A 25,974-nucleotide genomic window follows, 5' to 3' on the forward strand; every position below is an offset into this window, starting at 1 on the left:
GGCCGAGGCCGCCGAACGCGCCGCGGCGCAGGCCCGCACGGCCCAGCGGGACGCCGACGAGCGGGCGCAGGCAGCCGAGCAGCGCGCCGACGAGGCAGAACGGCTGGCCATCGCTGATCGGGCGCGCGCCGACCAGGCCGACCAGCTGCGCGCGGAGGCGGCCCGGCAGCACGCCGACGAGCTACGACAGCTGCGCGCTGCGCACGACGAGGCCCTGGTCCGGGAACGGGAGCGAATCTCCACCGCCGAACGTGAACTGGCCGCCCTGCGGGAGCGCCACCGCGCCACCACCGAGGAAGCCCAGCGGCAACGCGAACGCGCCGACGGCGCGCAGGCCGCCGCCGAACAGGCCCGCACCGAGACCGCCACGGTGCGCGCGCAGCTTGAGGCTGCCGAGCGACGCAACACCGACCTCACCCAGCAGGTGGTCCAGGCCCGCCACGCGGAAAGCGAAGCCCGCGACCTCGTGGTAGTCCGCAACAGCCGGATCGAGGCCGCCGAACGCGAACGGGACAGCGCGCGCGCCGACCATCGCTCAGCCGAACAGCGCGCCGAACAACTGCAGACGAACCTGAACCTGCTCCTGCAGCGCCTCCCCTCCCCCGCGGCCGAGCCCGACACCCCGACCCCCGCCGAACCCGACCCGGCCGGATGATGACCGAAGACGGAAGCACACCACCAGACACTGAGCACCATCTCGACGATTTCAACGCCGGGCACGGACAACGGCCGGACGCCTGGCCGCGGGAGGAATTCACCTGGGCAGGCAGGCCGCTCGTCGCGTCCCTCGCCGACGTGAGCGCGGTGTTCGACGACGGGGGACGGCGCGCCATGATGCTCTGTGTCCGCAGCGGCGATAGCCAGCCTGACTACCCCGAACACGCCGCTGCCCAAGGGCCACTGGCCGCCACACTGCCGGCCGGTACCTCAGGCCCTCCGCTCGGGTCCCTGCGACCAGCTCCAAAGAAGTTGTGGTTGTCCACGGGCTGCCGCACGATCATGGCGAGAAGGAGGAGGCCACCTACTGGGCGGCGAAGCAACAAAGGGCAAGGGGAAAATCCACTCCCTGCCACTACCAACCTATAGCGCATGGGGGGACTTGCCACAAGGCCCCGGTCCTACCGCACAATCACCCTTCGACACCGGAACGCACGAAGATCGGGGACTGCGGAATGCGCGTTGTGTTGGTGACCTACGGGTCCCGCGGGGACGTCGAGCCGATGACAGGGCTGGCGGTGCGGCTACGGGCACTTGGCGTCGAGGTGCGGGTGTGCGCGCCGCCGGACTTCGCGGAACTGCTGGACGATGTCGACGTACCGCTGACTCCCCTCGCCTGGCCGATCCGCGCGCTGGCGACGGGGGCGATCCCCGGCAAGGCGGGTCTGTCCGACATCTCCGCCGAGCTGACCGCCATGGCCTACGAGGCGGTCGCCGAGGCGGCCGAGGGCTGCGCCGCGGTGGTGGCCACCGGCTCGTTCCCGGCCCTGGCCGGTACGCGGACAGCGGCCGAGAAACTGGGCGTGCCCTATGTGTTCACGTCCTTCTCCCCGTGTTACCTGCCGTCGTCGCATCACCCGCCTCTCCGCCGGCCGGGCCAAGTGATCCCCCCTGAGGTGACCGACAACCGGGGGCTGTGGGACCTGCACGCCGAGAACATGGAAACCCTGTTCGGCGACACGATCAACACCCACCGGGCCTCGATCGGCCTGCCACCGGTGAGCGGCGTCCGCGACCACGTCTTCACCGACCACCCGTTCCTGGCGGCCGACCCGGTCCTGGGCCCGTGGCAGGAGACGCCGGAACTCGACGTGACACAGACCGGCGCGTGGATCCGGCCGGACGGGCGCCCGCTCCCGGCCGGTCTGGAGGCGTTCCTGGCCGCCGGTCCAGAGCCGGTGTACGTGGGCTTCGGCAGCATGCTGGTGCGGGGCGCGAACGCGCAGGAGGTCTCCCGGGCCGTCATCGAAGCGGTCCGGACGCAGGGTCGCCGCGTCCTGCTCGGGAGCGGCTGGGCTGACCTGGCCCTGATCGACGACCGGGACGACTGCTTCGTCGTCGGCGAGGTCAACCAGCAGGCGCTGTTCCGCCGGGTGGCCGCGGTCGTGCATCACGGCGGTGCTGGCACCACGACGACGGCAGCCCGTGCGGGGGCGCCGCAGGTGATCGTGCCTCAGGTCGCGGATCAGCCGTACTGGGCGGGCCGGGTAACCGAGCTGGGCATCGGTACGGGACACGACGGTCCAACGCCGACCGCCGAGTCCCTGTCCGCCGCACTCGAGATCGCTCTGGCCCCCGAGGCCGGTGCCCGCGCGGCCACCGTGGCCGAGACGGTCCGCACCGACGGGGCGGAGCAGGCCGCGAAACTGCTGCTCGACATGATCGGCCGGAGCGGGTCCGCAGGCTGATCCCGGAGGTTACACAGGTAGGCACCCCGCCGGTTTGCGCATGCCCACGGCCGGGCCGGGACATGACGAGCATCGGAACGAAAAGTCCCGTCAGCGGGGCTCGGTCGAGCGGCTTACCGTGACTTTCCTCTCGGACGCGCCTCGCAAGAGCGTTTTGGCAGGTCACGACCTGCGGTAGGGCGGCGGGGCCGTAATGTGTGATGGCGGGGCGCTCAGCGGGGACTGCGCAGCCCGACGGGGTCGGCTTCGGCGGTGATGCGGGCAGCATCGGCACGGTACGCTTTGCGCTCGGCTGGTCCGGCGCCGTCAGCAAGGGCGGCGCTCTACTCGAGCGCGGCCTGGTGGAGCGCGGGTGGAGCCGTGAGACGGACCGAATATCCGCGGCAGATGACTCGTGCGGATGCAAGGGCCCCGCGAACGGCCTCGCCGCCGACGGCACGCAGATGGTCGACCGGCAGACCGGCCAGGTTGTGGACCAGCCAGCGAACTCAACTCAGGAACTGTTGCTCACCCAGCTCCGCCACACCCACGCCACCGAACTCATCAACAACTGCATCTCCATCGAAGCCGACGCAATGCTCGGTCTGACGCCCGCATCCAGCGCTTCGGCGGCTACACCACCGACGAGGTTGCCCACGGACCTGAGCCGTTCCACGCCCGCCACCACTGGTCAGGATCTTCGCGATCGAGCTTGTCCGCACTGGCCGCGCTTGAGGAGGTGGAGCACGGTCGCCGCGACACTGTCGTGCTGTCGGATCGCTGACGACCGGCGTCCTGGAAAGTTTCGTAGCAGGGGTGAGGCCGCCCGCAAGGGGCGGCGCCGAGATGAAGGAACCGCGATCATGAAGCTGACGGCCGTGACTCAGGTCACCATCGATGGAGTGATGCAGGGAAACGGCGGTGCGTCGGATGAGGATCGCAGGAACGGATTCGAGCGCGGCGGGTGGGCCCTGGGGGCGGGTGATGACGAGACCAGGACGTTCATCACGCAAAGTACGTTGCCTCGACCACGCTCACCGCGCCGCGTTGGGAGGACACGACCGTTCTCCGCGGTGACCTCGCGGCGGCCATCAGTGAGCTGAAGGCCAAGCCCGGGGGTGAGCTGCAGGTGCACGGCAGCGGCACCCTGACCCGGTGGCTGCTGGAGAACGACCTGGTCGACGAGGTGACTCTGATCGTGGTCCCGGTGGTCCTCGGCCAGGGCGCGAGACTGTTCCCGGAGACCGGCCCGGATCTTGCGCTCGACCTGGTCGAGTCGCGGGTCGACTCGAAGGGCGTGACGATCCAGGTCTACCGGCCGGCCGGACGCCCGCGGTATGCAAGGGCCTGAAGTCCCTACCATCGAACCACGCTGTCCTGACACCATAGGAGATGATCTTCAGATGCGGTACCTGGTTTCCGTGATCGATGACAAGAGCAATCCCGGCAGCACGGACAGGCTGCCTGCCATCAGCGCGTTCAACGAACGACTGATCGCCGAGGGCTACTGGGTGTTCGCGGGCGGACTCGCGGACACCGACGCGGCCACGGTCATCGACAACCGGGGCGAGCAGGCGGTGTTCAGCGACGGGCCTTTCGTGGAGTCGAAGGAGTACCTCGCCGGCATCTGGGTGTGGGAGGCCCCCGATCTGGATGTGGCGCTCAAGCTCGCCGCCGAGGCGTCGAAGGTCTGCGATCGGAAGATCGAGGTGCGGCCGTTCCAGTGAGCGACGTCGAGGAGGCGATCACCTGGGCCCACCATGAGGAGTGGGCGCGGGTGGTGGCCGCCGTGACCAGGCGCTTCGGCGACCTCGCCATCGCTGAGGAGGCAGCGGCCGAGGCGTTCGCGACCGCCGTCGAGCGGTGGCGGGCCGACGGCCTGCCCCCAACCCGGGCGCGGAGCTGACCGCCACCGCGAACCAAGGCCATCGACCGGATCCGGCGCGAGAACAAGCGCGACGACAAGCAGAAGGAGGCTCAGATGTCCTACGACGACGACCCGCCCGAGCCTGTCGGCGTCATCGACCGTCCGGGTCGCACTCGTGCTGACCACGGTCTCGTTCGCGCTCCCGCTTGCTCCGAGCCACACGACTACATCGGCCAGGCTCCTGCTCGCAGGTGGTCATGTACTGGCAACGACGATCGTCATACCGGGCCTGACGTGGGCGATCCGGAGAGCGCCGTGACATCTCCAGCGGTCGCACACGGCTGAGAAGCGTGCGTAGGTGCCTCCACACCACCGTGGTCGATCCGCCAACGACACACGCGCCAGAACGAAATTTTTTGTGGGCCGTGTCGGATCGGGTCGGGGGTGTTCGTAGTGGGGGTGAGAGGCCGCCCAGGAGAGGCGCCCCGGGTAAGGGAAGGACCTTCCTCATGACCACCTTGACGGAGCCGAGCACAGTCACCACGCGCCGCTCCGGCCGCCTGATGTGGGCGATCCTGGGGCTGGTGCTGGTCGCCGACGCCCTCGACGTGATCGATGCAACCGTCACGAACATCGCCGCCCCCACCATCGCCGGCGAGCTCCACGGGGGTGAAGGTCTGATCAAGTGGTTGGGAACGGCGTACATGCTCGCCATGGGTGTCCTGCTCGTGGTCGGCGGACGGCTGGGTGACAAGTTCGGCCAACGCAGGCTTTTCCTGATCGGCATGAGCGGGTTCACCCTGGCTTCGGCGGTCGCCGGGTTCTCACCTAATCCGGTCCTGCTCATCGTCGCCCGGGTTGCTCAGGGAGCGTTCGGGGCTCTCCTCATCCCGCAAGGCATGGCGATCATGACGAAAGCGTTCAGCCGCGACATGCTCGCCAAGGCGTTCGGGCTGTTCGGCCCGGTTCTCGGTCTCTCGAGTGTCGGCGGCCCGGTCCTGGCCGGATTCCTCATCAGCGCCGACCTGTTCGGTCTGTCCTGGCGCCCGATCTTCCTCATCAACATCATCCTCGGCGGCGTCGGGCTGATCATGGCCGTCAAGATCCTGCCGCGAGACGATGACGCCGACCGGTCCACCGTCGTCGACGGCTGGGCCTCCGGCCTGCTTGGGATTGCCATGCTCGGGCTGCTGTACGGGCTGATCGAGGGCTCGACCAACGGCTGGAGTGTCATCCCGATCGTCTCGATCATCGTCGGCGTCCTGTTCTTCGCTGCCTTCGCCTACCGTCAGCGCACCGCGGCCCAACCGCTCATCAAGCCGTCCCTCATGAAGAACCGGGGTTTCACTTCCGGATTGCTCGTGTGCCTGGTCGCGGTCGCCGCCGGCTCCGGGCTGCTCTTCGTGCTGTCGCTGTTCCTGCAGGAGGGGCTGCACGCCAGCCCGAGGGACACCTCGCTCGGTCTGATGCCGCTCACCCTGGGGCTCGTCGCCGCCGGGTTCGCCGCCATGGGTGGCCTGGTCGCCAAGCTCGGTCGCCGGCTCGTCTTCATCGGCCTCACCGTCGACCTCGTCGGTTGCGGTTGGGTACTGGTCCTCGTCGCTCACTCCGGGACGAACGTCAGCCTCTGGGCGCTGGCCCCGGCGTTCTTCGTCATCGGCATCGGCATCGGCCTCAGCTTCGCCACGATCCCCGTCGTCGCTCTCGGCGACGCGAAACCCGACGAAGCCGGCAGCGCCAGCGGCTCGCTCAGCTCGATCCAGCAACTCGCATCAGCGATCGGCTCGGCCGCGGTCACCTCGATCTTCTTCCAAGCCGCAATCTCCGGACCGGGCCACGCGATGAAAGTCAGTCTCATCGTCGTTCTGGCCGTCACCGCCCTCAGCCTCCCGGTCGTCGCCCTGATGCCCCGCAAGGCACCGTCAGAACCCCACCAGTGAGCAACCGGCCAAACGTGGCAAGAAGGCCGGCCAACGGGGTGCCTCCCAACCCGTTGACCGGCCATCCTCGAGCTCCCAGATGGTGGCGGCCGGGTCGCGCGTCACGGTCGCCGCGGGAAAAATCACCCCAGGGGCGTCATCCAGCTTCGACGAGGCGACGAACTTGCTGAGGTTGTTGACCTTCTCGCCGTACTCGTCCTGCTCGTCGGCGTACGGCCAGTAGTCCTTGGCCTGGGCGTAGGTTGTGACGTGCCGCAGTTAGCGTCGCCATTCCTGCACCTGGGTAGTCAGCGTCTACGTGCTGTTCCTCGGCGGGCTGCTGCTGCTCGGCGGCCGGCTCGCCGACGTCTTCGGCGCACGTTCTATGATCCTGACCGGTCTGCTGGTCTTCGTCCTTTCCTCGCTGGCCAGTGGCTTGGCGCAAGACGAGAGCCAGCTGATCGGTGGCCGAGTCGGTCAGGGCATCGGGGCCGCGCTGCTGTCCCCGGCCGCGCTGCGGGCCCTCACCGGCATCTTCCAAGGCACCGAACGCAACAGGCGCTGGGCGTATGGTCCTCTGGGAGCTGAGGCGTGGGCGATTCACCCAACGTGGGCGACCGGGCGGTGCTCAGGCAGACTGACGCTCCTCCCGCTGCCGGATCAGCTCCTCGACCGCGCTCGGCAGAGTCGTCTCGAAGTCGATCAGCTTCGCCCACGTCGGAGTCACCACGATCCGGACCATGCCGTCGTGGTAGAGGGAACGCACCTCCGCCTCCCACTCGACTCGTTGCTCGGGCGTCATCTCGTAGGTGCTGGTCGCCTGGAGGTATTCGTCCGGGATGCCATCGACGAAGTCCAGCTCGGCCCGGCCGCGGATGAGCAAGATCTTGGGCGGGTGCGCCTCGGTGTCGATCGTCAGGGCGACCATCGGGTTCTCGCTCAGAGCCTGGAGCTTCGGAGCGTTCTTCGGAGTGCTCATGACGATCTCCGAGCCGTTCCAGGCAAAGATGATCGGGATGTTGCGGGGTGTGCCGTCCTTGGCGACGTAGGCCAGGCGGGTCACGTCGCGGGCGAGCAGTTCGCGGCTGAGCGGCCGGTTCAGAATCTCGGTTACCTTGTTCGGTTCCACGGTCATTTCTCCCATGATCTTTTTCTTGATCCGCACCGGCTTTCCTCCGGGTTTGCGGGATCGAGGGTGGTTGCTGATGGCGGGAAAGCACATGCGTCGTCTCCGGCTGGTGTGCGCGAGCCGGATCGCCCTGGTCGGCCGCGACGGACCGTCAGCCGAGTTGCTGGGCCAGGCCGACGATGATGCCCTCGGGGCCGCGGACGTAGCAGAGCCGGTAGCTGTCCTCGTACTGCTCCAGCGTGCCGACGAGTTCGGCGCCGTGGGGGCGCAGACGGGCAATGACGTCCTCAATGTCGTCAACGACGAACATGACGCGGCGAATGCCCAGCGTGTTCGCCGGCGCGTCCTTCGGCTCGGTGCTGATCGCCTTCGGCGTGTGGAACATCGCCAGCTCGATCCCGCCGACACCGCCCGGGATCCGCAGCATCGCGACCTCCTGCCGAACCCCGTTGAGCCCGACGACACGCTCCGCCTGCTCCGCCCAACGCCCCTCGATCGGCGCCCTGCCCTCCAGTTCCATGCCGAGTTCGACGAAGAACGCGATGGCGGCGTCAAGGTCGTCGACAACGATGAGGACGTTGTCCATCCGCTGGATTGTCATGCTCGGTCTCCTTCATCACGCGGCGGGTTCGTGGCCGCTGGTGTTCCTGGGACGGAGCCGGCATCGCATTCTCGACATCCTCCGCGGCTCGTGCCCCAACTTTTTTCAGCGACCGTGCCGCTGCTCGTTGGTGCGCGCCGCCCCAACACACCCACTGCAGGTCAGAGCCAGGTCCGTTGGATGTTCGGCCAAGACCATGGGGATCCCATCGCCTTCGGCGTGTGCTACTTCGCCGGCTCGATCCGCCGTGGCCGTCCGGGGTCCGCATCATCGCCACATCGACTCGTTGGTCGTCGAGCCCGACGAGACGCGCCGCGAACGCATGGGACTTGAGCGTGGCCACCGCTGACGGCGCGGCCACTTCGGCGGTTGTTCCCAAGGTGGTCAAGCAGTGGACGCCGTTGGCAGCGGGCGGTGAGACGCCGCGTGGAGTTCCGGGGCAGCCCGGAGCTGTTCGAGCGGGCCAGCGAGATCACCGCTGCGGCACCGCGCATTGACGAGACGTACCCATCGGGCCGGACGCGGAGGCCAGGCCGTCGCGTTCGACTTCGACCGTTCGCTGCCGAAGAGACGGATCCGGAACGTCAGCTCCGACGACGGCTGGAAGAGGCGCTCACCAAGGAAGCCGGAAGGCTCCATGTCCGGCGGTCGTCGGGTACGCCCTGTGCCTGGATCAGGAATGGACCGCTGAATGACGAATGGTGCATGGGGATCCCGCGAGGTAGGCGGGATCCCCGCTGCGGCGGGCCTGGCGTGCGGATGGCCGGTTATGACTGGAGTGTTCGGGCGAGTTTTGTCGCGGCGAGGATTCCGGCGACGCTGACGATCGTCAGCCACAGGGCGCTGGTGGACAGTGCGGCGGTGTTGGCGTGGGAGAGGTAGAGGGTTCCGAAGGTGGCGACGCCGATGACCTGCCCGAGTTGCATGGTGGTGCCGAGCAGGCCGCTGGCGTCGGCGGCCTGGCCGAGAGGTACCCGTTGCAAGGACTGGGTGAGCAGCGGACTGGCCGACAGCCCCATGCCGATTCCGGCCAGGACCAGTGCGGTCCAGGTCAGCGGGCCGCTGTGGTCGCCGTCGACGGCGATGGCCGAGTACGCCAGCGCGCACAGCGTGAGACCGGCCGGGGTCACCAGGGGGTGCAGGCGGTGGGGCAGTCGCCGCCAGCAGAAACCGACCAGGCCGAAAGCGACCGACATCGGCACGTAGGTCAGGCCGGCGTGCAGCGGACCGGCGCCGAGCCGGTTCTCCAGGTGCAGCGTGAAGACGAACAGGAAGCCGCCGTAGGCCACCTGCATCGCCGACAACGTCGCCACGCCGGCGCGCAGGCCGGGCGCGCGCAGGACGCCGAGGTCCAGCAGCGGGTCGCCGCCGCGCGCCGTGACCCGCCGCTGGACGGGGACGAACAGGCACGCGAGGACGAGGCCCGCCCCGATGGCGCCGAAGGCCCAGGCGGGCCAGCCCAGCTCCCTCCCGAGGACGAGCGGCAGGACCACCAGCACCACCGCCGGCACGACGATGAGCAGCCCGAGAAGGTCGAGCTTGCGACGCCGCGCCGGCCGGTCGGCGGGGACCAGGCGCGGGACCAGGACGGCGAGCAGGACGCCGACGGGGACGTTGACCAGGAAGGCCGGCCGCCAGCCGGTCCCGAAGAGGTCGGCGTCGACCAGCAGACCGCCGGCGATCAGTCCGGCGACGGCGCCGGTGGACAGCACCACCCCGTACGCGGACAGGGCCCTGGCTCGCGCGGGGCCGTCGAAGCGGGTCTGGATGATGCTCATGATCTGTGGCGCCATCACCGCCGCGCCGGCACCCTGGACGATCCGGGAGGCGACCAGCGTCAGGCTGTCGGGGGCCAGCCCGCAGCCCAGCGACGCGGCGGTGAACACGACGACGCCGATCCGGTACATCCGCCGGTGGCCGAAGATCTCGCCCAGCCGCGCGGAGGTGATCAGCGACATCGCGTACGCGGCGGTGTATCCACCGACGACCAGTTGCAGCGAGCTGCCGGAGGCGGGCAGTTCGACGCCGATCACCGGCATGGCCACGTTGACGACGAACACGTCGAGCAGCCCCATGAACTGCCCGAGCAGTAGGACGGCCAGCATCGGCCACCGGCGGTCACCGGTGGCCGCCGCGCCGGGGCCGGGGCCAGGGCTGGTGCTGGTGAGCGTGGTCATCGGTATGCGGGGGTGTTGGTGTAGGCGGCGACCTTCCACTGGCCGTCCGCGCGGGTGAGGATCCAGGTGGCCCACACCTCCCGTTCGGCCGGCACCTCGCTCTCGCCGGCCGGCACGATCCCGGCCCTGCTGACGACGATGGCGGTGTCCCCGTACACCCGGACGTCGTGAGGCCGGTCGACACCGCGCGACCCCTTCAGCGGTCCGGCGAACCCGGCGGCCATGTGCTCCCGTACCGCCGCGGACCCCTTGTTGAACACCCCGGGCATCACCACGGTGACGTCGTCGGTGTACACGGCGGCGAACGCCTCGGCGTCCCCGGCCGCCCAGGCCGCGTACACCTGGTCGAAAACGGCCGTGATCTCATCGTTGAGGGCGATGGTGGAGGTCATCGCAGGTCCTTTCCATGGTGGCGATCGATGGCCCGGACGGCGTGGGGACGTCGTCCGGCGACGTGGCCAACTGTGGATGACGCCTCCGCCCGGCTGGTAGATGGCAAAGTCGCAGATAAGCGATGATGTTTGTCATCAGTGATCGACGACATCTGGATCTGCTGTCGCGGCTGGTGACGGTGCATGATGCGGGCATGACCATGACGCTCGCCACCGTTCGGCATCGGACCTGTTCGGTGCGAGCGGCAGCCGATGCCCCCGATGCCCGGCACGCCGTGGCGGGCCAGGAGGCGGTGGAGGGCACGTTGGAGCAGGTGACCGCGCGGCTGCCACGCTGGGCCATCGCCGGTGTGCTGGTCTTCAGCGCCACCGTGCCGGCGATGAACATCACCGCGGCCGTCCTCAACACCGCGTCCCGGACACCGCTGGTCGTCTACGCGGTCGGCACCGCGTTGTACGTGCCGTTCTTCCTCCGCCTGGTGTGGGGGGAGGCCCGGGGCCGGCGGCCGGGGTACGCGCGGTGGCTGCTGGCGGCGATGGCGCTGGTCATCATCGCGCTGCTGCCGTGGGCCGGGCCGTTGTGGCCGCGCTCGTTCGGGCCGCTGGCCTTGGCCGTGCTGATCGTCGTGCGCAGGCCGTGGTCGCTGATGCTCTACGGGCTGCTCCTGGTCGCGCCGATCCCGGTCGACCTGCTGCTGGGAGCTCCGGGGCAGTGGATCTGGGGGCTGCTGACCGTCAACGCCGTGCTGGGCCCGTACGTGTTGTTGCTGCTGGCGCGCTCCATCGGCAGGCTGGAATCGGCACGGCAGCTGCTGGCTGCGCAGGCGGTCGTACGCGAGCGGGAGCGCATCGACGAAGAACTGCGCGTCTCCGTGGCGGCGCAGCTGGCCGCGATAGCCGACAGGGCACAGGATCTGGCGGTCACCGACCGGCGGGTGACCGCGGAACTCGACGAGCTCGTTGCCGCGTCCCGGCGCACCCTGGCCGACGCCCGGCTCCTGATCCGCGGCTTCCAGCAGCCGTCGCTGCGCCGCGAACTCGACACCGCGGTCGCGCTCCTGGCGGCCGCCGGCGTACCGGTCCGTGTCGTGGCGCCGCGTCAGCCGTTGCGGCCCGCGGCCGAGGAGCGGGCGCGGCCGGCCGTGCGGGAGGCCGTGGCCCGGCTGCTTCGGCAACCCGGCGGTCCGTACGTCCTCACCGTCGACGACGACGGTGGCGTCATCTTGAACGAGCGCGGCCGATGAGCGGCTCACGCCGGCTCATCGTGGCGGTCACCGTCGCCTGGCTGGTGCCACCGGTCGCGTACACGATCACCGGGTCGGAGCCGGGGACGAGCACCGGCAACCCGCTGCTCGTGGTCCTGCTCGCCACGGTCGTCGGAGCGCTTCATCTGTGGCACGCGATGTCCTGGTTGCGCGGCGGCCCGCCGCCGGGATGGCCGGTGTCGCTGGCACTGCTGATGGTCGTGGTCTACCTGCCGCTGCTGTGGTGGAGCTGGAGCTGGGTCAGTACGCAGTGCTTCGGCGCGGCCTCGCTCGCGCTGCTGCTGCGGGACCGGCCGAAGCTGTGGCCGCCGATCGCGGCGGCGCTGCTGGCCGCTCCCGCGCTGATCGACGCGGTCCGGCAGGGCCCGCTCCTCGGGACGTTGAGCGCGGCCTACGACCTCGTCGTGGTGACCGTCGCCGCAGGCTCGCTCTACGGGTCGGTGCTGCTGGTCCGGGTGGTCGAGGAACTGCGCGAGACGCGGATGGCGCTGGCCGCGGCGGCTGTCGGCGAGGAGCGGCTGCGGCTCTCGCGTGACCTGCACGACCTGCTGGGCCAGAGCCTGTCCGCGGTCTCCCTGAAAGGCGATCTCGCGCTCGCCCTGTTCGACCAGGACCGTCGCACGGCCCGCGCGGAGGTGGCGGGCATGGCCGAGGTGGCCCGTGACGCGCTGCGCGACCTTCGCGCCATCACCCGCGGCGAGCATTCCGTGTCACTGCGATCAGAGCTCGACGGCGCCGGCGTGCTGCTCGACACCGCCGGCATCCGGGCCGACATCACCGCAAACCTTCCCGCCGACCTCGAACCGCCCCAGGAGCGGCTCCTGGCCTGGGCCGTCCGCGAAGGCGTGACCAACCTGCTCCGCCACAGCAGGGCCCGTACCTGCACGATCACCATCGCCCCGAACGCCGGCACCCTCGAACTGACCATCACCAACGACGGCGTCTGGGCCGATCAGGGCCGCGGCACCGGGCTGGCCGGCCTGGCAGAACGCGCCCGCGACCTGTCCGGCACCGTCACCGCCGCCCGCGACGGCGAACATTTCCGGGTGCGCATCTCGATCCCCCACGACCCTCACCGGAAGACACGATGATCAAGATCCTGCTCGCAGAGGACATGCACATCATCCGCGCCGCCTTGGCCGCCCTGCTGTCACTGCAGACCGACATCGAGGTCGTCGCCCAGCTCGACCGCGGTGACGAGGTGCTCGCCACCGCGTTGCGCACCCGCCCGGACGTCGCCGTGCTCGACATCGACCTGCCCGGCCTGGACGGGCTGGCCGCGGCCGAACAGCTCGCGGCCGAGCTGCCGAGCTGCCGGATTCTCGTGCTCACCGGCCTCAGCCAGCCCGGTTACCTGCTGCGCGCGCTCAAAGTCCACGTACGCGGATTCATCGCCAAGGACGCGCCCGCCCGTACCCTCATCGACGGCATCCGCCGGGTCGCGGCCGGCGACCGCGTCATCGATCCCGACCTGCTCGCCGCCGCGCTGGAAACCGGCAGTTCCCCGCTGACGGACCGGGAACGCCAGGTCCTGCTCGCAGCCGACAGCGGGAAACCCACCGATCAGATCGCCAGGCAACTCGACCTCTCACCGGCCACCGTACGCAACTACCTGTCCCACGCCATCAGCAAAGTCGGCGCACGCAACCGGCTCGACGCGATCCGCATCGCCCGCGACGCCGGCTGGCTCTGACCGCTCCTCAGGGTTTCGCGGCGACGGCGAGCCGGTCCAGCTTGCCGCTCGCGGTCCTGGGCAGCGCGGGCATCACCTCGAACCGCGACGGCACCATGTGCGGGGGAAGCTTGTCGCGCAGCGCCGCCAGCACCTCGCCCCGGTCGAACGCCACCGACGTGGCCACCACGAACGCCCGCAGATGCTGGTTGTCCGGATCCTCCCCGACCACCGCGACCACCGCCTCGGCGACGCAGGGCATCGAGTTGAGCAGAGTCTCGATCTCCCCCAGCTCGACCCGGAACCCGCGCAGCTTGACCTGACCGTCCCGCCGGCCGAGGCACTCGAGCTCCCCGTCCTCGCGCAGCCGTCCGAGATCTCCCGTGCGGCACGCGCGGCCGGCCACGTCTTCCCCTCGGAGCTGGGCGTCGAGCTCGCCGTACGCACGCTGTTCCGCGCACCCACCGGAACAACCTCGGATCTTGGCCGAGGGCCTTCGGAGGCATGAGGCCGGGCGCGAGATGGTGGCGGCTTGGGTGCCGGCGACCGTCTGCGTCGTCGGGTCATTGTCGATTTCTGGAGTCGACTGCGCAGACGTCCGAAGTCCTCTGCGCAGCACTGCCGGCGGTGCGAGGGCGCGAGCGTTGCTTGCCGCTCGATTACGACGGCCTCCTGCTGTCGAACGCCAGGAGGCCGTAGGCAAGCGAGCGGATGATGTGGGGTGCAGATCGCCGCAATCTGCATTACTGGCTCAGAATCACCTGACCGGCAGGAATTACGCTGTGGTCATAGCGCTGCTGGGCCGCGATGACCTCGGGGGTGTGCGCCGAAATCCAGCGGACCAATTGGGCGAAGGGGCGGGACAGGCCTTGACCCAACTCGGTCAGCTCATAGCTGACTTGCGGCGGGGTGGTCGGCTCCACGGTGCGCTCTACCAGCCCGTCGCGGACCAGAGTCCGCAGTTTGGCGGACAGCATCTTCTCGCTGATGCCCTCGATGCGCCGGCGCAACTCGAAGAAGCGCATCGGCCCAGGCGTCAGGGCGGCCAGGATCAGCGGCACCCACCGTCCGGTGACGTGTTCCATCACCTCCCGCCCGGGGCAGTCGTTGTGAAATGTGTCACTGATCCACCGGGCGTCGCTCTCGTCCACCTGCTCACCTACTGCTCTCTCTCGGGCTTACCTTGAGGTGCGTACTTACAAAATGTAAGCCCAAAACCTAGCGTCTCTCACGTCTTCGTACGACGAATCAGGAGAGACAGATGAACAGCAAGCAGGTGGCGCTGGTTAGCGGAGCCAGCCGGGGAATCGGGGCCGCGACCGCGCACGAGTTGGGTCGGCTCGGCTATCACGTGATCGTCAACTACCTGCGCGACGCCGAGTCCGCAGAGCTGGTGGCCGAGCAGATCGGCGCCGCGCAGGCGATCCAGGCCGACGTGACGGACGAGGCCCAGGTGACCACGCTGGTGGACCGGGTAGTCGCCGAACACGGGCGGATCGACGTGCTGGTGGGCAACGCCCACACCGCGGCGCCGCCCTTCGGCCCGCTGGAACATGTGCCGTGGGAGGCGTTCGCCGCCAAGATGAGCGATGAACTGGCCGGCGTCTACCACCTGACCCGGCAGGTACTGCCGGTCATGCGCCAACGGCGGTCCGGCCGGATCGTCTACGTCTCCGCCACCGCGGCCGAGCTGATCATCGGCAGTCCCGCCCAGTCCACTGCCAAAGCCGCCGTGAACGCCTTCGCCCAGCAGGTCGCCGGCGAGGCCATCCGGGACGGCATCACCGTCAACGCCGTCGCTCCTGGCGCGGTCGGTACCGATGCCACCGCCGAGGTGTTCACCGATGGCATCCGGCGCCACTTCGGCGACCGGTCGGTGACCGGCACGATGCTGCGGCCGCAGGACCTGGCTCGCCCGATCGCCGCGCTCGTGGACGGCGCGTTCGCCACGGTCACCGGCCAGGTGATCCGCATCGATGGCGGATACCCGCTGCTGAGCCAGTTGCTGGACGGCCTGCCGGCCCAGTTCCCCACGGCTTCGTGAGCCTCACAACAGAGAGTGCGGCTCAAACTCCAGGTTGATGACGTCGACCAGGCCGCAGCTCGAACGCTGCCGGGTCGTCGAGACGGCGGCGAGCCGGTCCATGCCGGTGGCGCTGGCCCTCGCCGTCCACAACGGGTTCGGCTCCGGCATCTACCTCCAGGCGCTCCCGCCCGGCCCGCTCCGCGACCTCATCTCCGAGCGGGTCGCCGCCGGCGTCGTGTCCGGCACCGCCGACCCCGAGGTCGCCGGAGCCGGAAACCGGGGCCGCACCACCGTCGCCATACCCGTCGAAGGAGGAGACGCCTACCTGATCACCGGGGAGAAGGTGTTCATCGGCAACGGCTCAGCCGCGGACCCGCTCGACGTCCCCACGACCGTCGTCGGCGAGAACGGCACCGAACACCCGGACGCGCGGAGCCGCCGAAGAACCGGTCGCCGCCATCTGGTGCGACGTGTTCGACCTGGAGCGGATCGGGCGGCACGACGACTTCTACGACCTCGGCGGTCACTCACTCCTCGCGATCCGGATGACCTCCCGCCCGCGCGACACGTCATCGCAGGGAGCCGGCCCCGTCATCGGGACTGTGGTCGGTGCGGTGGGTCGTCAGGCGGTCAGGGCTCGGCCACCGTACGCCGTGAGCCCAGCCCGCCCGCTCGAACCAGCGGATCAGCCGCGCACTGGGGTCGAACTGGCCCCTGAGCACACCATGCCGGGCACACGTCGGCTCCACATGATGCCAGTTGTGCCAGCCCTCGCCGAGCGTCAACATCGCCACCCACCACACGTTCGACGAACGATCCCTGGTACGGAACGGACGGTCGCCAAAGGTGTGCGCGATCGAGTTCACCGACCACGTGACGTGATGCACCACGGCATAGCGAACCAGACCACCCCACAGGAACGCGCTCCACACACCCGACCACGACATCGACCACAACCCGCCCGCGGCAGCCGGGAGCGCGAACGACAGGACAACGACCGCCGGGTAGGCGGCGTCGAAACGCCGCACATCCGGGTCGGCCAGCAGGTCCGGCACCCAATGCCGGCGACTGGAGCGCTGATGGGCCGTGTAGAACCAGCCGATATGCGCGTGCAGCATGCCGCGCAGCAATGCCAGGCCGCCGTCGCCGTAGCGCCACGGCGAGTGCGGGTCACCTTCGCGGTCGGCGTACTTGTGATGGCGGCGATGCTCCGCGGCCCACAACGTGAGAGGACCCTCAACAGCCATGCCGCCGGCCAGCATGAGCGCGATCCGCAGCACCCGGTTGGCCTTGAACGCGCGATGCGTGAAGAGACGGTGATAGCCGATGGCGATCCCGAAGATGCTCACCAGATACATCACGACCGCGATGACCAGATCGCGAAGGCCGATGCCCCACCCCCAGGCAGCCGGCACCGCGAGAGCCAGCAGCAACACGGGCAGCACGACCAGGACGACCAGATAGGCGGTGCGGCGGCCGGTGGTGACCGTCACCGTCTCCGCCGTACCCGGCTGCGGCATGGGTGACGACACGTTTCCTCCCACGAGCGGTACAGGACGATCAGGCTCCTAATTGAACGGCCAGGCCCATGGACGGCGGCAATGTCCTGACAGTAACGGCGTGATTACCCTGAGGAAGCAAAACACTGCACCCGGTCGTCATGAAGAAAGGCGCGACGCATCCCTAGATTGTGATTGCACAACGTGATCATCACTGTGCGCTCCGACATCAGGCGAAGGGCCACGGAATGGGTGCTGTCGACCAGGCGACCACGGGCGGCCATCTCGAGAGATACGACGAGGCGCTGGCCCGGGACCCGATGTCCGCGTTCAGCCTGGTCCGCGAGTGGATGCGTACCGACTGGCGCAGCCTGTTCGCCGAGCTGCGCGAGCGACGCCCCATCTTCGCCACACCCGCCTTCACGGTCGTCACCCGCTTCGCCGACGTCACCGAAGTGCTCTCCCACGAACAGGTCTTCTCGGTACGCGCCTTCGGCCCACGCCTCGACGCCGCACTGGGCGCCCCGTTCATGCTGGGCAGGGACGCCACCCCGATGAACTGGCGCGAAAAAGGCCTGATGCAGCTCATGCTCGACCCGCGCGACGCCGCCGACGTCCGCGAGCTGACCGGCCGCCTCGCCGACGAACTGCTCGACGCCACCCCGCCCGACGGACGCCTCGAAACGGTCAACGGACTGTTCCGCCCCGTCGCCCTCGGCGTATGCGCACAATACTTCGGCATACCCGGCCCCGACCCGCAGACCCTGGGCCGGTGGACGCGGGCCATCGTCGCCGACGGCTTCGCCAACTTCCACGGAGACCCACAGATCCAGGCCGCCTCCGTCACAGCGGGCACCGAACTGGTCGCATACCTGCGAAACCGCCTCACCGACCACCGGGCCAACCTGCGGGCCGGACACGACCTCCCCGACGACGTCTTCACCCGCCTCGCCCGCTCCTCCCTGCCCGCCGAAGCCTCCGTGACCGACGACCGCATCGTGATCAACATGGCCGGACTGCCACTGGGCTTCGTGGAGAGCGCACCGGGAGCCATGGTCGAAGCGGTCGAGCAACTCCTGCTACGCCCGCACGTGCTCGCCCAGGCCACGGCCCTCGCCGCAGACCCCGAACAGTTCGACCCATACGTCTGGGAGGCACTGCGGTTCAGCCCGTTCTTCAAACTCCTTCCCCGCCTGTGCGAACGCGACCACCTCCTGGCCGCCGGCACCCCGCGCAGCACGCTGATCCCCGCCGGCACCTTCATGCTCGCGGCACCGGCCTCCGCCATGTTCGACGCGGCCGTGGTCCCGGAACCCGACGAGTTCCGCCTCGACCGCCCCCGCCACCATCACCTGTTCTTCGGCTCCGGCCATCACGCCTGCCTCGGCGTGCACGTCGCCGACGTAGTGATCGCCGAGACCGTACGCCGCCTGCTCCTGCGCCCCGGCGTGCACCCGCTCCCGCCACCCGCAGGCCACGTCCAACGGACACTCGGGATCTTCCCCGACACCTTCACCCTCGCGCTCGGCACCGAAGAGCTCGGCACCGACGAGCGGGAAGGCTGACAATGGCGGCAAGCCGATCACGCGCACGCACCATCGCCACGGATGGCCTCGCCAACCGCCTCAGATTCCTGGCCCTGACCAACGGCCGGCCAATCTGGAACCTCCTCCAGAGCAGCCGGCCGATCCGGCGCCGCATCAACGCCTCACTGATCGACCACGCCATCCGCGAGATGCCACCACGCCCCGAGCCGCTGAGCACCATGGCCGACTACACCTCATGGACCTCCCTGACCGACCGCACCTACAGCGGCAGACACCTGCCCCCGACCCCCGCCACCGAAGAGAACCGCCCCACGCCCCAAAGCGCCGGCAACCTGTTCACCCGCGGCGAATCCATGATCCCCTGCCCGCGCTCCACCGTGCTCTTCGCGTACTTCGCCCAATGGTTCACCGACGGATTCCTGCGCGGCGACACCAACACCCCGCGCGACCCACGCAAGAACAGCTCCAACCACCACATCGACCTGAACCAGGTATACGGCCTCCACGAAGCCGCGACAGCCGCACTACGCACCTTCGACGGCGGACTGCTCAAGAGCCAACTCCTCAACGGCGGCGAGTTCCCGCCCTACCTGTGCGAGAACGGCAAGATCAAGCCGGAGTTCGCCCCACTCAGCGTCATCCGCTTCGACCAACTCACCGACGCGCAACGCGACACGCTCTTCGCCACCGGCAGCGACCGCGGCAACGGCCAGATCGGCTTCACCATGCTCACCGTCCTGTTCCTGCGGGAGCACAACAGGATCGCGCGGCTGCTCACACAGGAACACCCGCACTGGGACGACGAACGCCTCTTCCAGACAGCCCGAAACATCCTCATCGTGCTGCTCATCAAACTGGTCGTCGAGGAGTACATCAACCACATCACCCCCTACCACTTCCAGTTCACCCTGGACCCCCGACTGTCGGCGACACTGGCCCACGCACCCTGGCACCGGCAGAACTGGGCCTCGGTGGAATTCAACCTCGTCTACCGCTGGCACAGCCTGATCCCCTCCCACCTGTCAGTAGGCGGACGCGACCTGCCGATGACCCAAACCTTCTTCGGCAGCGCACTGATCCCCGGCCCCGGACTCGGCCGGCTCTTCGAAGACGCCTCCCGCCAACGAGCCGGCCGCATCAGCCTGTTCAACACCGACCCCGTCCTACGCGAGATCGACGTAGCCAGCATCGCCGACTCCCGGGCACTCGACCTGGCCCCCTACAACAGCTACCGCGAACACTGCCGCTTCCCCAAAGTGCGCACCTTCGAGCAGATCTCCAGCGACCAGCGCGTCAGCAACGCACTACGCGAGCTCTACCACGACGTCAACGACATCGACCTGTACGTCGGCCTGTTCGCCGAAGAACCCGGATCCCCCACCGCGATCCTGCCTCCCCTGCTCACCAAGATCATCGCCATCGACGCCTTCTCCCAAGCACTCACCAACCCCCTGCTCGCTCCCCGGATCTTCAACGCCGCCACATTCTCCCCCCAAGGCATCCGGATCCTCGCCACCACCCGCACACTCTCGGACATCCTCCGCCGCAACACACCAGAAGACCCCACCCCCCGCCACATCAGCATGTCCCACCGGACCCCATCATGACCGCCGCACGACTGCGCACCATAGCCCGCGAACTCGTGGACATCGCCATCACCATCCAGGACGCAGCCGCACACACCACCACCGCACTCACCGACAGCGCACTGCTACGCGCCCTACCCCACGCCCCCACCGCAGCCCACCCCGCCTACCGCGCACTGCTGAAGGCCACAACAAACAAACAAGGCCTCGGCTACGCATTCACCGGCAACCGACTGGCCACCGCGACCGCCAAAGCCGGCGCCCTACTCGGCGCCGAAAGCCTGGCCATACGCGTACTGGCCACATCGCTCCGGCTGCGCATAGCAGCCGTCGCACCCACCCACCCCGAACTGACCGAAGACCCCATGCTCACCCGGCTCATCAACGCAGCCGCCACCGACCGCGACCTCGAAGCCATCCGAGCCCTACGCGCCCTGCTCAAAGACCGCGGCACAGTACACGCACTCAGCCAACTCGCCCCGATCTTCGGCGAAGTCCTCGCACTACGCGCACTACTCGACGAAAACCCCCTCAACGACACCACCGCCTGGCTCATCGCAACAGGAAAAGGCTTCGCCACCGCCGACCCGATCACCGGCATCAGCAACAAAGCCATCGCCATCCTCGACACCGGAGAAGGCGCCGCACGCCGAATCGAACTGACCACAACCGAAACCACCCAACTCTGCACACACGGATCACTACTCGGCTTCCTGACCAACATCAGCACCATCGGCACCACCGGACGAGCCCTCATCCAGAGCATCCAAGGACCCGACGGCGTCATCCGCCACGTCCTCCACGCACCAGGCATGCGAGTAGGCCGCCCCGACGGCCAATCACCCCAAGACCTCCTCGGCGCCTTCAGCAGCGCCGTCCTGTCCAGCAGCCCCTACAGCCGCGCCCTCGCCGAAGCCGTCACCGACTACGGACCCCCTCCAGGCGCCGAACTCGCACTCATCGGGCACAGCGCAGGCGGAGCAGCAATCATGAACCTCGCGCAGGACCCCGACTTCTGCACCCGCCACACCGTCACCCACGCCGTCGCCATCGGCTCACCCATCGACTTCAAACACCCCGCCGACCCACGCACCTGGGTAGCCAGCGTCACCAACCAGCACGACATCATCCCCACCCTCGACGGACAGGGCGCCGGCACCTGCTTCGACCTCCACCCCGACTGGTACGTCGTCGACTACGGCGACTCCACCCACCTCTTCCCGCACTGCCACAGCATCGACCACTACCTCGCCAACATCACCCACGACCTCCCCGAAGCCCGCGACCACATCGACGAACACCTCACACCGTTCCGAGGACAAGTCATACGCTCCCAGGCATACCTCCTGTTCGACCGCCCACCCGACCCTGACGAGTTCCCCTTCCTCACCGTCCCCACCCACCCCATGGACACCCCCGAAGGAACCATCGAACTACCCATCAGATCCCGCGACGGCAACGCCCTCACGGCATACTTCACCGCACACCCGACAACCACCGCCGACCTACTGGAAGGCACCGGCCTCGGCCCCGCCATACAAGTGGCAGGCCGCACACTGATCGCCGTACACGCCGCCTGGAACCGACACACCAGCGCCGGCCGCTACGGAGAACTGCACATCGGCATCGTCATACCCGGCCCCTTCCACCGACGCTCGCAACCCAACCCGCCCAGGCGACACTCCACCATCACCGCCTGGCCCGACCTACTGCGAGCAGCGGACCTACGCCACTCCGGCAACTTCCTCATCGGCTCCGCAGTCGACACCACAATCGTCCGCACCCTCGGCCCACAACTGTGGGGCGGCCAGACATACCTGACACCCCTCGACCTCCGGCTCGACACCCGCACCGCCCACCTCACCGCCTACCAGATCCTCACCCTGCGCGGACGACTCGGCCCAGGACTACCCCTGAACGATCCCGGCCTCGTCGGCTACACACGCGACGCCGGCGCCGTGCTGCGATCCTGCGTACGAACCCGCGGGCAAGCCCGACTCCACCCGGCGCCATCACTGCGGCTACTCGTCGAACCACAGTCGACCCACCCACTGGCCAACCAACTCCGCCAACTGGGACTCGACGGCGCCCGCCCCCTGCTGTGCCTGTCAACCACCACCCGCCAGACGCTCCGGGACGCCGCCGTCCTGGTACCGCCCATCTGACGGAGGAACCATGCCCGCCCACATCGCCGCGATCACCGCCCACGCCGAAACCCTGCGCTCGGACGCCCGCGCCCTCGCCGCCTGCGCCGAGCGCCTGCGCGCGATCGAGGCACGCCTGAAGGCCGACGGCGAGGCACCGCCTTGGCTGCACGCATCGGTGACCGCCCACCTCGCAGCCTGCACTGCGGCCGCCGCCGACCTGGAGACAGCCGCGCAGCGCCTGAGCCGCTACGCGGACGAGGCGAGCCCATGACCGGGCCGAGGCGTTGACGGCCCCCTGTGGTTGAGGTTGGTGGTTGGCGATTTTGTGCTTATCGAAATTCTTACGAACCGCCGCCCTTTACAAAGTAAACCATTGGATTGAATCTCGACTGCTGCGCCGCACTGGTAAGTACTCGGCTCGCCGCATCGCCCTCGAGGCGTCCAACTGGGCGAGCCGTTTTGATGACCGCCTTTGCCGCACTGCCCCAGTCCCGATGCCCCCGGCCAGGAGCTCATCTGGATGGTTCGCCACCGAGAGACTCGGCAGGTCACTCTGCTTGGCAGGAATTGGTACACGCCGATAAGGTCCGTTCCTGTGGGGCGATTGAGGACCAATTCCGGGCTGGCCGAGGACTTGCTCATCGAACTGGACCGTGACGCCGGGGTGCCGCTGCACCGGCAGATCGAGGCGTCCATCCGCGCGAGCATCCGGGCCGGTCGGTTGCGAGCGGGTGCGTCGCTGCCACCCACCCGCACTCTCGCGGCCGGGCTCGGGGTTTCCCGCGGGGTGGTCGTGGAGGCGTACCAGCAGCTCGTGGCCGAGGGCTATCTTGCCAGCCGATCGGGTGGTTACACCCAGGTCGCCGCGTCGATGCCGCCGGCCGCCGCCGACGCGGACTCGACGGGGCAGCCGCCCGCCCGCGGCGTCGGCTTCAGGGTCGACTTCGGGTACGGGCGCACCGACGTGTCGCAGTTCCCGCGGGCCGCCTGGCTGCGCTCGGTTCGTACGGTGCTCACCACCACACCCAACGACCGGTTCGCCTACCTCGACGGGCGCGGTGTGCCGGAACTGCGCCAGGCCCTGTGTGACTATCTCAACCGGGTACGCGGCACGCTGGCCGTCCCCGGCAACGTGGTCATCTGCAACGGCTACGGGCAGGGCATCGCGCTGCTGATCCAGGTGCTCGCGGGGCGCGGCGCCAGGCGGATCGCCCTGGAGGATCCGTCGTCCGACGATGATGCCCGGGTGCTGGCCGGGGCCGCGGGCTTGGAGGTGGTGGGCATTCCGGTGGGTCCGGACGGCGTACAGGTCGATGCGCTCCATCGGGCCGACGCCGATGCGGTCGTGCTCACGCCGTCGCACCAGTGGCCGACCGGCGGGGTGCTGTCGGCGGCGGCCAGGGCCGAGGTGATCGGCTGGGCGAGGCGCCGCGGCGCGATCGTGGTCGAGGACGACTACGACGCGGAGTACCGCTACGACCGGTCCCCGGTGGGCGCCATGCAGGGCCTGGCGCCCGATCACGTCGTCTACTGCGGCACGGCCAGCAAGACGCTCGCGCCGGGGTTGCGGCTCGGCTGGATGGTAGTGCCTCCCCAGCTGGTCGCCGACCTCGCCGCGGCAAAGCTGCTCGCCGACCGCGGTTCGTCGGTCATCGACCAGCTGACGTTCGCCGACTTTCTCGGCCGCGGTGAGTTCGACCGTCACCTGCGCCGGATGCGTCCGGTGTACCGGCGCCGCCGGGACGCGCTGCTGGACGCGCTGCGTACCCATCTGCCGGAGCTGCGACCGGCCGGGATCGCCGCCGGGCAGCACGTGGTCGCCTGGCTCCCGCCCGGCCTCGACGAGGCGGCGGTGGTGGCGGCAGCCGCCCGGCACGGGCTCGGCATCCAGGGCGTCGGGCCGTTCCGGATCGCCGGCGCCGGGCCCGGTGGTCTGATCTTCGGCTACGCCATCCTCAGCGAGAGCGCCATCGCCGAGGGGGTCGCGCTGCTGGCGACGGCCATCCGGGAGGTACGGGGATCCTGACGCGACCCGTCACACTGCCGGACGGATGTTCTGGTTCAGGTGGAACACGTTCGCCGGGTCGTACGCGGTCTTCACCGCGGTCAGCCGGGCCAGCTTCGCGGCCGAGTACGCCCGCCGCACGCCGCGCTGCCCATCGGCCAGTTCGTCGGCCGTCAACGAGTTGACGTAGATCCCGCTGGCGTACGGCTCGAGCGAGGCACCGGCGGCGCGGGCGGCACCCATCCTGGCGTCGTCCTCGACCGGGTCGGTCCAGCGGGCACCGGCACCGAACTCGAACATCGTGCCGCGGTGGCTGAACGCCGCGTCCGCTTCCGGGACCTCGGCGATGGCGCCGCCGTGCGCCTGCAGGCCGACGCCCGGCAGCTCCAGGCTCGCGCTCAGGTCGGAGCCGCCGCGCAGCAGGAACGCCTCGATCGCCGCGGTGGGAAAGCTCCGCAGGTAGTGCCCCTTGGCATAGCGGCGGTAGGCGTGGCCGCCGGTGGAGTCCTCGCGTTGCTGAAGTTCGAGGTAGGACGGGGTGGTGACGCGGGAGGCAACGGGACGCCCGAGCGCCCGCATCGCGGGGAGCAGCCGGCGGCCCTCGGCCGGGTCGCCGACCCACACGAACCCCAGCGTGGCGATCGGGCCAGAGGGAGCGCTGCTGACACTGGCGGTGAACGTCGCCTGCCGGGGCGCGACGGCGTTCAGGTCGCGCCAGCCCTCCATGACCGGGACGGCGTCTTCGGCGCGGAAGTCGAACTCGGCGACCAGCGTCCGCGTGCCGATGTGATGCAACTCGAACTCGAACTCGGTCACGATGCCGAAATTGCCACCACCGCCGCGCAGCCCCCAGAACAGGTCGGGGTTGTCGGTACGGCTCGCGGTCACCACGTCCCCCTCGGCGGTGACCATCGTGTAGGAGACGACGTTGTCGCAGGCCAGGCCGTACTGGCGGGCCAGCCAGCCCATGCCGCCGCCGAGCGTGAGCCCGCCGACGCCGGTGTGTGAGACGTTGCCGGCAGTGGTGGCCAGGCCGTACGCCTGGGACGCCCGGTCCAGCGCGCCGAGCAGCGCGCCGCCCTGCACTCGGGCCCGGCGACGGGCCGGGTCGACCCGCACACCGCCCATGGGCGTCAGGTCGATCATGAGACCACCGTCAGGCACGGCGAAGCCGGCGGCGTTGTGGCCACCACAGCGCACGCCGATCTCGAGGTCCAGTTCGCGGGCCAGCCGCACGGCGGCGACCACGTCGGCGACGCCCGCCGCGCGGACGATCATGCGTGGACGCCGGTCGATCATGGCGTTCCAGACGGTACGGGCGGTGTCGTAGCCGGCGTCGCCAGGCGTGAGTACTTGGCCCTCGAAGCGGGCTGCTGTCGTCGTCATGCCACTCAGCCTGACAGGAATCGGTACCCTCGATAAGGTCCGATCCTGTACGCCAATTGAGGACCAATTCAGCGCCCGGCCGATGATCTGCTCATCGACGGAGGGGCGGGCGTCGTGACGGCCACGCGCACGGTTGTGGTCCCCCGGCCTCGGCGGTCTGGCCGCTGCGCGTGCAAGGGTGAACGCGCCACCCATGCGCACCGGACGCGCGCCGGCTCGGCCACCGGAGCCACGCCTACCAGGATGGCGTACGTCAGTGACCGTTCCGTAGCGGTTCAGTGCTCAGCACGGATGTCCAGATGCGTGCCGCCCGCCAGACTGGCTGTACACCGTCGAGCAAGGAGGTCACGATGCCCAACCCGACCGTGTTCC

24 protein-coding genes and 3 pseudogenes are annotated in these 25,974 nt (G+C 69.2%); 18 read left to right on the forward strand and 9 right to left on the reverse strand.

From position 1 onward, the window contains the following. The 8 genes and pseudogenes from ACWDX9_RS24605 to ACWDX9_RS24640 all read left to right on the forward strand — a co-directional run. Positions 1-655: pseudogene (locus ACWDX9_RS24605) on the forward strand (hypothetical protein); the annotation flags it as partial. 517 nt (positions 656-1,172) lie between these two features. Beyond that, on the forward strand, positions 1,173-2,405 hold the full coding sequence (locus tag ACWDX9_RS24610) for a glycosyltransferase (protein ID WP_449957673.1): 1,233 nt from the start codon (positions 1,173-1,175) through the stop codon (positions 2,403-2,405). Positions 2,406-2,605: 200 nt separating this feature from the next. After that, the gene (locus ACWDX9_RS24615) at positions 2,606-3,487 is read left to right on the forward strand and encodes a hypothetical protein (protein WP_449957675.1); all 882 of its coding nucleotides are present in this window, start codon (positions 2,606-2,608) and stop codon (positions 3,485-3,487) included. Then, the gene (locus ACWDX9_RS24620; RefSeq protein WP_449957733.1) at positions 3,484-3,735 is read left to right on the forward strand and encodes a dihydrofolate reductase family protein; all 252 of its coding nucleotides are present in this window, start codon (positions 3,484-3,486) and stop codon (positions 3,733-3,735) included. The genes ACWDX9_RS24615 and ACWDX9_RS24620 overlap by 4 nt, the downstream gene beginning before the upstream one ends. A 52-nt stretch (positions 3,736-3,787) precedes the next feature. Continuing rightward, positions 3,788-4,111, forward strand: coding sequence for a YciI family protein (locus ACWDX9_RS24625; RefSeq protein ID WP_449957677.1), 324 nt, complete (start codon positions 3,788-3,790; stop codon positions 4,109-4,111). After that, positions 4,108-4,290, forward strand: a complete 183-nt coding sequence (locus tag ACWDX9_RS24630; protein WP_449957678.1) for a hypothetical protein — start codon at positions 4,108-4,110, stop codon at positions 4,288-4,290. The genes ACWDX9_RS24625 and ACWDX9_RS24630 overlap by 4 nt, the downstream gene beginning before the upstream one ends. Before the next feature lie 470 nt (positions 4,291-4,760). Then, the gene (locus ACWDX9_RS24635) at positions 4,761-6,191 is read left to right on the forward strand and encodes an MFS transporter (RefSeq protein WP_449957679.1); all 1,431 of its coding nucleotides are present in this window, start codon (positions 4,761-4,763) and stop codon (positions 6,189-6,191) included. A gap of 289 nt (positions 6,192-6,480) precedes the next feature. Next, positions 6,481-6,726, forward strand: a pseudogene (locus tag ACWDX9_RS24640) (MFS transporter); the annotation flags it as partial. Positions 6,727-6,798: 72 nt separating this feature from the next. Here the strand turns inward: ACWDX9_RS24640 and ACWDX9_RS24645 are convergent. From ACWDX9_RS24645 to ACWDX9_RS24660, 4 genes are all read right to left on the reverse strand, one after another. Beyond that, positions 6,799-7,305 carry a pyridoxamine 5'-phosphate oxidase family protein gene (locus ACWDX9_RS24645; protein WP_449957681.1) on the reverse strand — a complete coding sequence of 169 codons (507 nt, stop codon included), beginning with the start codon at positions 7,303-7,305 and terminating at the stop codon, positions 6,799-6,801. Between the two features lie 145 nt (positions 7,306-7,450). Beyond that, positions 7,451-7,900, reverse strand: coding sequence for a VOC family protein (locus ACWDX9_RS24650; protein ID WP_449957682.1), 450 nt, complete (start codon positions 7,898-7,900; stop codon positions 7,451-7,453). 767 nt (positions 7,901-8,667) lie between these two features. Further along, a complete protein-coding gene (locus ACWDX9_RS24655; protein WP_449957683.1) occupies positions 8,668-10,077 on the reverse strand; it encodes an MFS transporter in 1,410 nt (469 codons plus the stop codon). Next, the gene (locus tag ACWDX9_RS24660; RefSeq protein WP_449957685.1) at positions 10,074-10,469 is read right to left on the reverse strand and encodes an SgcJ/EcaC family oxidoreductase; all 396 of its coding nucleotides are present in this window, start codon (positions 10,467-10,469) and stop codon (positions 10,074-10,076) included. Before ACWDX9_RS24660 ends, ACWDX9_RS24655 begins: the two co-directional genes overlap by 4 nt. Positions 10,470-10,663: 194 nt before the next feature. Between ACWDX9_RS24660 and ACWDX9_RS24665 the strand changes: the two genes are divergently transcribed. The 3 genes from ACWDX9_RS24665 to ACWDX9_RS24675 are packed head-to-tail and all read left to right on the forward strand — an operon-like array spanning position 10,664 to position 13,427. Further along, positions 10,664-11,713, forward strand: a complete 1,050-nt coding sequence (locus tag ACWDX9_RS24665; protein ID WP_449957687.1) for a hypothetical protein — start codon at positions 10,664-10,666, stop codon at positions 11,711-11,713. After that, the gene (locus tag ACWDX9_RS24670; RefSeq protein ID WP_449957688.1) at positions 11,710-12,825 is read left to right on the forward strand and encodes a sensor histidine kinase; all 1,116 of its coding nucleotides are present in this window, start codon (positions 11,710-11,712) and stop codon (positions 12,823-12,825) included. Before ACWDX9_RS24665 ends, ACWDX9_RS24670 begins: the two co-directional genes overlap by 4 nt. Then, on the forward strand, positions 12,822-13,427 hold the full coding sequence (locus ACWDX9_RS24675; protein WP_449957690.1) for a response regulator transcription factor: 606 nt from the start codon (positions 12,822-12,824) through the stop codon (positions 13,425-13,427). Before ACWDX9_RS24670 ends, ACWDX9_RS24675 begins: the two co-directional genes overlap by 4 nt. Before the next feature lie 7 nt (positions 13,428-13,434). Here ACWDX9_RS24675 and ACWDX9_RS24680 read toward each other — a convergent pair whose 3' ends face one another. Further along, positions 13,435-13,812, reverse strand: a complete 378-nt coding sequence (locus tag ACWDX9_RS24680) for an AMP-binding enzyme (RefSeq protein WP_449957691.1) — start codon at positions 13,810-13,812, stop codon at positions 13,435-13,437. A gap of 337 nt (positions 13,813-14,149) precedes the next feature. Next, on the reverse strand, positions 14,150-14,557 hold the full coding sequence (locus ACWDX9_RS24685; RefSeq protein ID WP_449957693.1) for a winged helix-turn-helix transcriptional regulator: 408 nt from the start codon (positions 14,555-14,557) through the stop codon (positions 14,150-14,152). A gap of 110 nt (positions 14,558-14,667) precedes the next feature. Here ACWDX9_RS24685 and ACWDX9_RS24690 point away from each other — a divergent pair, with 110 nt between their 5' ends. After that, a complete protein-coding gene (locus tag ACWDX9_RS24690; protein WP_449957695.1) occupies positions 14,668-15,450 on the forward strand; it encodes an SDR family NAD(P)-dependent oxidoreductase in 783 nt (260 codons plus the stop codon). A 3-nt stretch (positions 15,451-15,453) separates the two neighbouring features. On the opposite strand, the gene ACWDX9_RS24695 is transcribed toward ACWDX9_RS24690, so the two are convergent. Further along, positions 15,454-15,600 carry a hypothetical protein gene (locus ACWDX9_RS24695; protein WP_449957697.1) on the reverse strand — a complete coding sequence of 49 codons (147 nt, stop codon included), beginning with the start codon at positions 15,598-15,600 and terminating at the stop codon, positions 15,454-15,456. Between the two features lie 290 nt (positions 15,601-15,890). On the opposite strand from ACWDX9_RS24695, the pseudogene ACWDX9_RS24700 reads away from it, so the two are divergent. Next, positions 15,891-15,977: pseudogene (locus ACWDX9_RS24700) on the forward strand (phosphopantetheine-binding protein); the annotation flags it as partial. A 24-nt stretch (positions 15,978-16,001) separates the two neighbouring features. Here ACWDX9_RS24700 and ACWDX9_RS24705 read toward each other — a convergent pair. Next, positions 16,002-16,952 (reverse strand): acyl-CoA desaturase, encoded by a 951-nt coding sequence (locus ACWDX9_RS24705; protein WP_449957735.1) that lies wholly within the window; start codon positions 16,950-16,952, stop codon positions 16,002-16,004. A gap of 227 nt (positions 16,953-17,179) precedes the next feature. Between ACWDX9_RS24705 and ACWDX9_RS24710 the strand changes: the two genes are divergently transcribed. From ACWDX9_RS24710 to pdxR, 5 genes are all read left to right on the forward strand, one after another. Then, positions 17,180-18,496, forward strand: a complete 1,317-nt coding sequence (locus ACWDX9_RS24710) for a cytochrome P450 (RefSeq protein WP_449957698.1) — start codon at positions 17,180-17,182, stop codon at positions 18,494-18,496. A gap of 2 nt (positions 18,497-18,498) precedes the next feature. Beyond that, complete coding sequence (locus ACWDX9_RS24715; protein ID WP_449957699.1) at positions 18,499-20,085, forward strand: peroxidase family protein; 1,587 nt, start codon at positions 18,499-18,501, stop codon at positions 20,083-20,085. Continuing rightward, positions 20,082-22,229: a hypothetical protein gene (locus ACWDX9_RS24720; RefSeq protein ID WP_449957701.1), complete on the forward strand. Its 2,148-nt coding sequence runs from the start codon at positions 20,082-20,084 to the stop codon at positions 22,227-22,229. The genes ACWDX9_RS24715 and ACWDX9_RS24720 overlap by 4 nt, the downstream gene beginning before the upstream one ends. Before the next feature lie 10 nt (positions 22,230-22,239). Continuing rightward, entirely contained in the window at positions 22,240-22,482 is a 243-nt protein-coding gene (locus ACWDX9_RS24725) for a hypothetical protein (protein ID WP_449957703.1), read from the forward strand. 324 nt (positions 22,483-22,806) lie between these two features. Further along, positions 22,807-24,237, forward strand: coding sequence for a MocR-like pyridoxine biosynthesis transcription factor PdxR (gene pdxR, locus ACWDX9_RS24730; RefSeq protein ID WP_449957705.1), 1,431 nt, complete (start codon positions 22,807-22,809; stop codon positions 24,235-24,237). Between the two features lie 9 nt (positions 24,238-24,246). On the opposite strand, the gene ACWDX9_RS24735 is transcribed toward pdxR, so the two are convergent. Continuing rightward, positions 24,247-25,602: an FAD-binding oxidoreductase gene (locus ACWDX9_RS24735; RefSeq protein WP_449957707.1), complete on the reverse strand. Its 1,356-nt coding sequence runs from the start codon at positions 25,600-25,602 to the stop codon at positions 24,247-24,249. Positions 25,603-25,974 lie beyond the last annotated feature (372 nt).

This window comes from Nonomuraea sp. NPDC003201, assembly GCF_053590415.1.

Excerpts from the sequence above, each read along its gene's own strand:
- ACWDX9_RS24695 (WP_449957697.1), bottom strand. The coding sequence starts at position 15,600 with ATGCCGGAGCCGAACCCGTTGTGGACGGCGAGGGCCAGCGCCACCGGC.
- ACWDX9_RS24710 (WP_449957698.1), top strand. The coding sequence starts at position 17,180 with ATGGGTGCTGTCGACCAGGCGACCACGGGCGGCCATCTCGAGAGATAC.
- ACWDX9_RS24635 (WP_449957679.1), top strand. The coding sequence starts at position 4,761 with ATGACCACCTTGACGGAGCCGAGCACAGTCACCACGCGCCGCTCCGGC.
- ACWDX9_RS24665 (WP_449957687.1), top strand. The coding sequence starts at position 10,664 with ATGACCATGACGCTCGCCACCGTTCGGCATCGGACCTGTTCGGTGCGA.
- ACWDX9_RS24675 (WP_449957690.1), top strand. The coding sequence starts at position 12,822 with ATGATCAAGATCCTGCTCGCAGAGGACATGCACATCATCCGCGCCGCC.
- ACWDX9_RS24670 (WP_449957688.1), top strand. The coding sequence starts at position 11,710 with ATGAGCGGCTCACGCCGGCTCATCGTGGCGGTCACCGTCGCCTGGCTG.
- ACWDX9_RS24660 (WP_449957685.1), bottom strand. The coding sequence starts at position 10,469 with ATGACCTCCACCATCGCCCTCAACGATGAGATCACGGCCGTTTTCGAC.
- ACWDX9_RS24720 (WP_449957701.1), top strand. The coding sequence starts at position 20,082 with ATGACCGCCGCACGACTGCGCACCATAGCCCGCGAACTCGTGGACATC.
- ACWDX9_RS24610 (WP_449957673.1), top strand. The coding sequence starts at position 1,173 with ATGCGCGTTGTGTTGGTGACCTACGGGTCCCGCGGGGACGTCGAGCCG.
- ACWDX9_RS24725 (WP_449957703.1), top strand. The coding sequence starts at position 22,240 with ATGCCCGCCCACATCGCCGCGATCACCGCCCACGCCGAAACCCTGCGC.
- ACWDX9_RS24705 (WP_449957735.1), bottom strand. The coding sequence starts at position 16,952 with ATGCCGCAGCCGGGTACGGCGGAGACGGTGACGGTCACCACCGGCCGC.
- ACWDX9_RS24645 (WP_449957681.1), bottom strand. The coding sequence starts at position 7,305 with ATGACCGTGGAACCGAACAAGGTAACCGAGATTCTGAACCGGCCGCTC.
- ACWDX9_RS24690 (WP_449957695.1), top strand. The coding sequence starts at position 14,668 with ATGAACAGCAAGCAGGTGGCGCTGGTTAGCGGAGCCAGCCGGGGAATC.
- ACWDX9_RS24615 (WP_449957675.1), top strand. The coding sequence starts at position 2,606 with ATGGCGGGGCGCTCAGCGGGGACTGCGCAGCCCGACGGGGTCGGCTTC.
- ACWDX9_RS24735 (WP_449957707.1), bottom strand. The coding sequence starts at position 25,602 with ATGACGACGACAGCAGCCCGCTTCGAGGGCCAAGTACTCACGCCTGGC.
- ACWDX9_RS24655 (WP_449957683.1), bottom strand. The coding sequence starts at position 10,077 with ATGACCACGCTCACCAGCACCAGCCCTGGCCCCGGCCCCGGCGCGGCG.
- ACWDX9_RS24650 (WP_449957682.1), bottom strand. The coding sequence starts at position 7,900 with ATGACAATCCAGCGGATGGACAACGTCCTCATCGTTGTCGACGACCTT.
- ACWDX9_RS24715 (WP_449957699.1), top strand. The coding sequence starts at position 18,499 with ATGGCGGCAAGCCGATCACGCGCACGCACCATCGCCACGGATGGCCTC.
- ACWDX9_RS24625 (WP_449957677.1), top strand. The coding sequence starts at position 3,788 with ATGCGGTACCTGGTTTCCGTGATCGATGACAAGAGCAATCCCGGCAGC.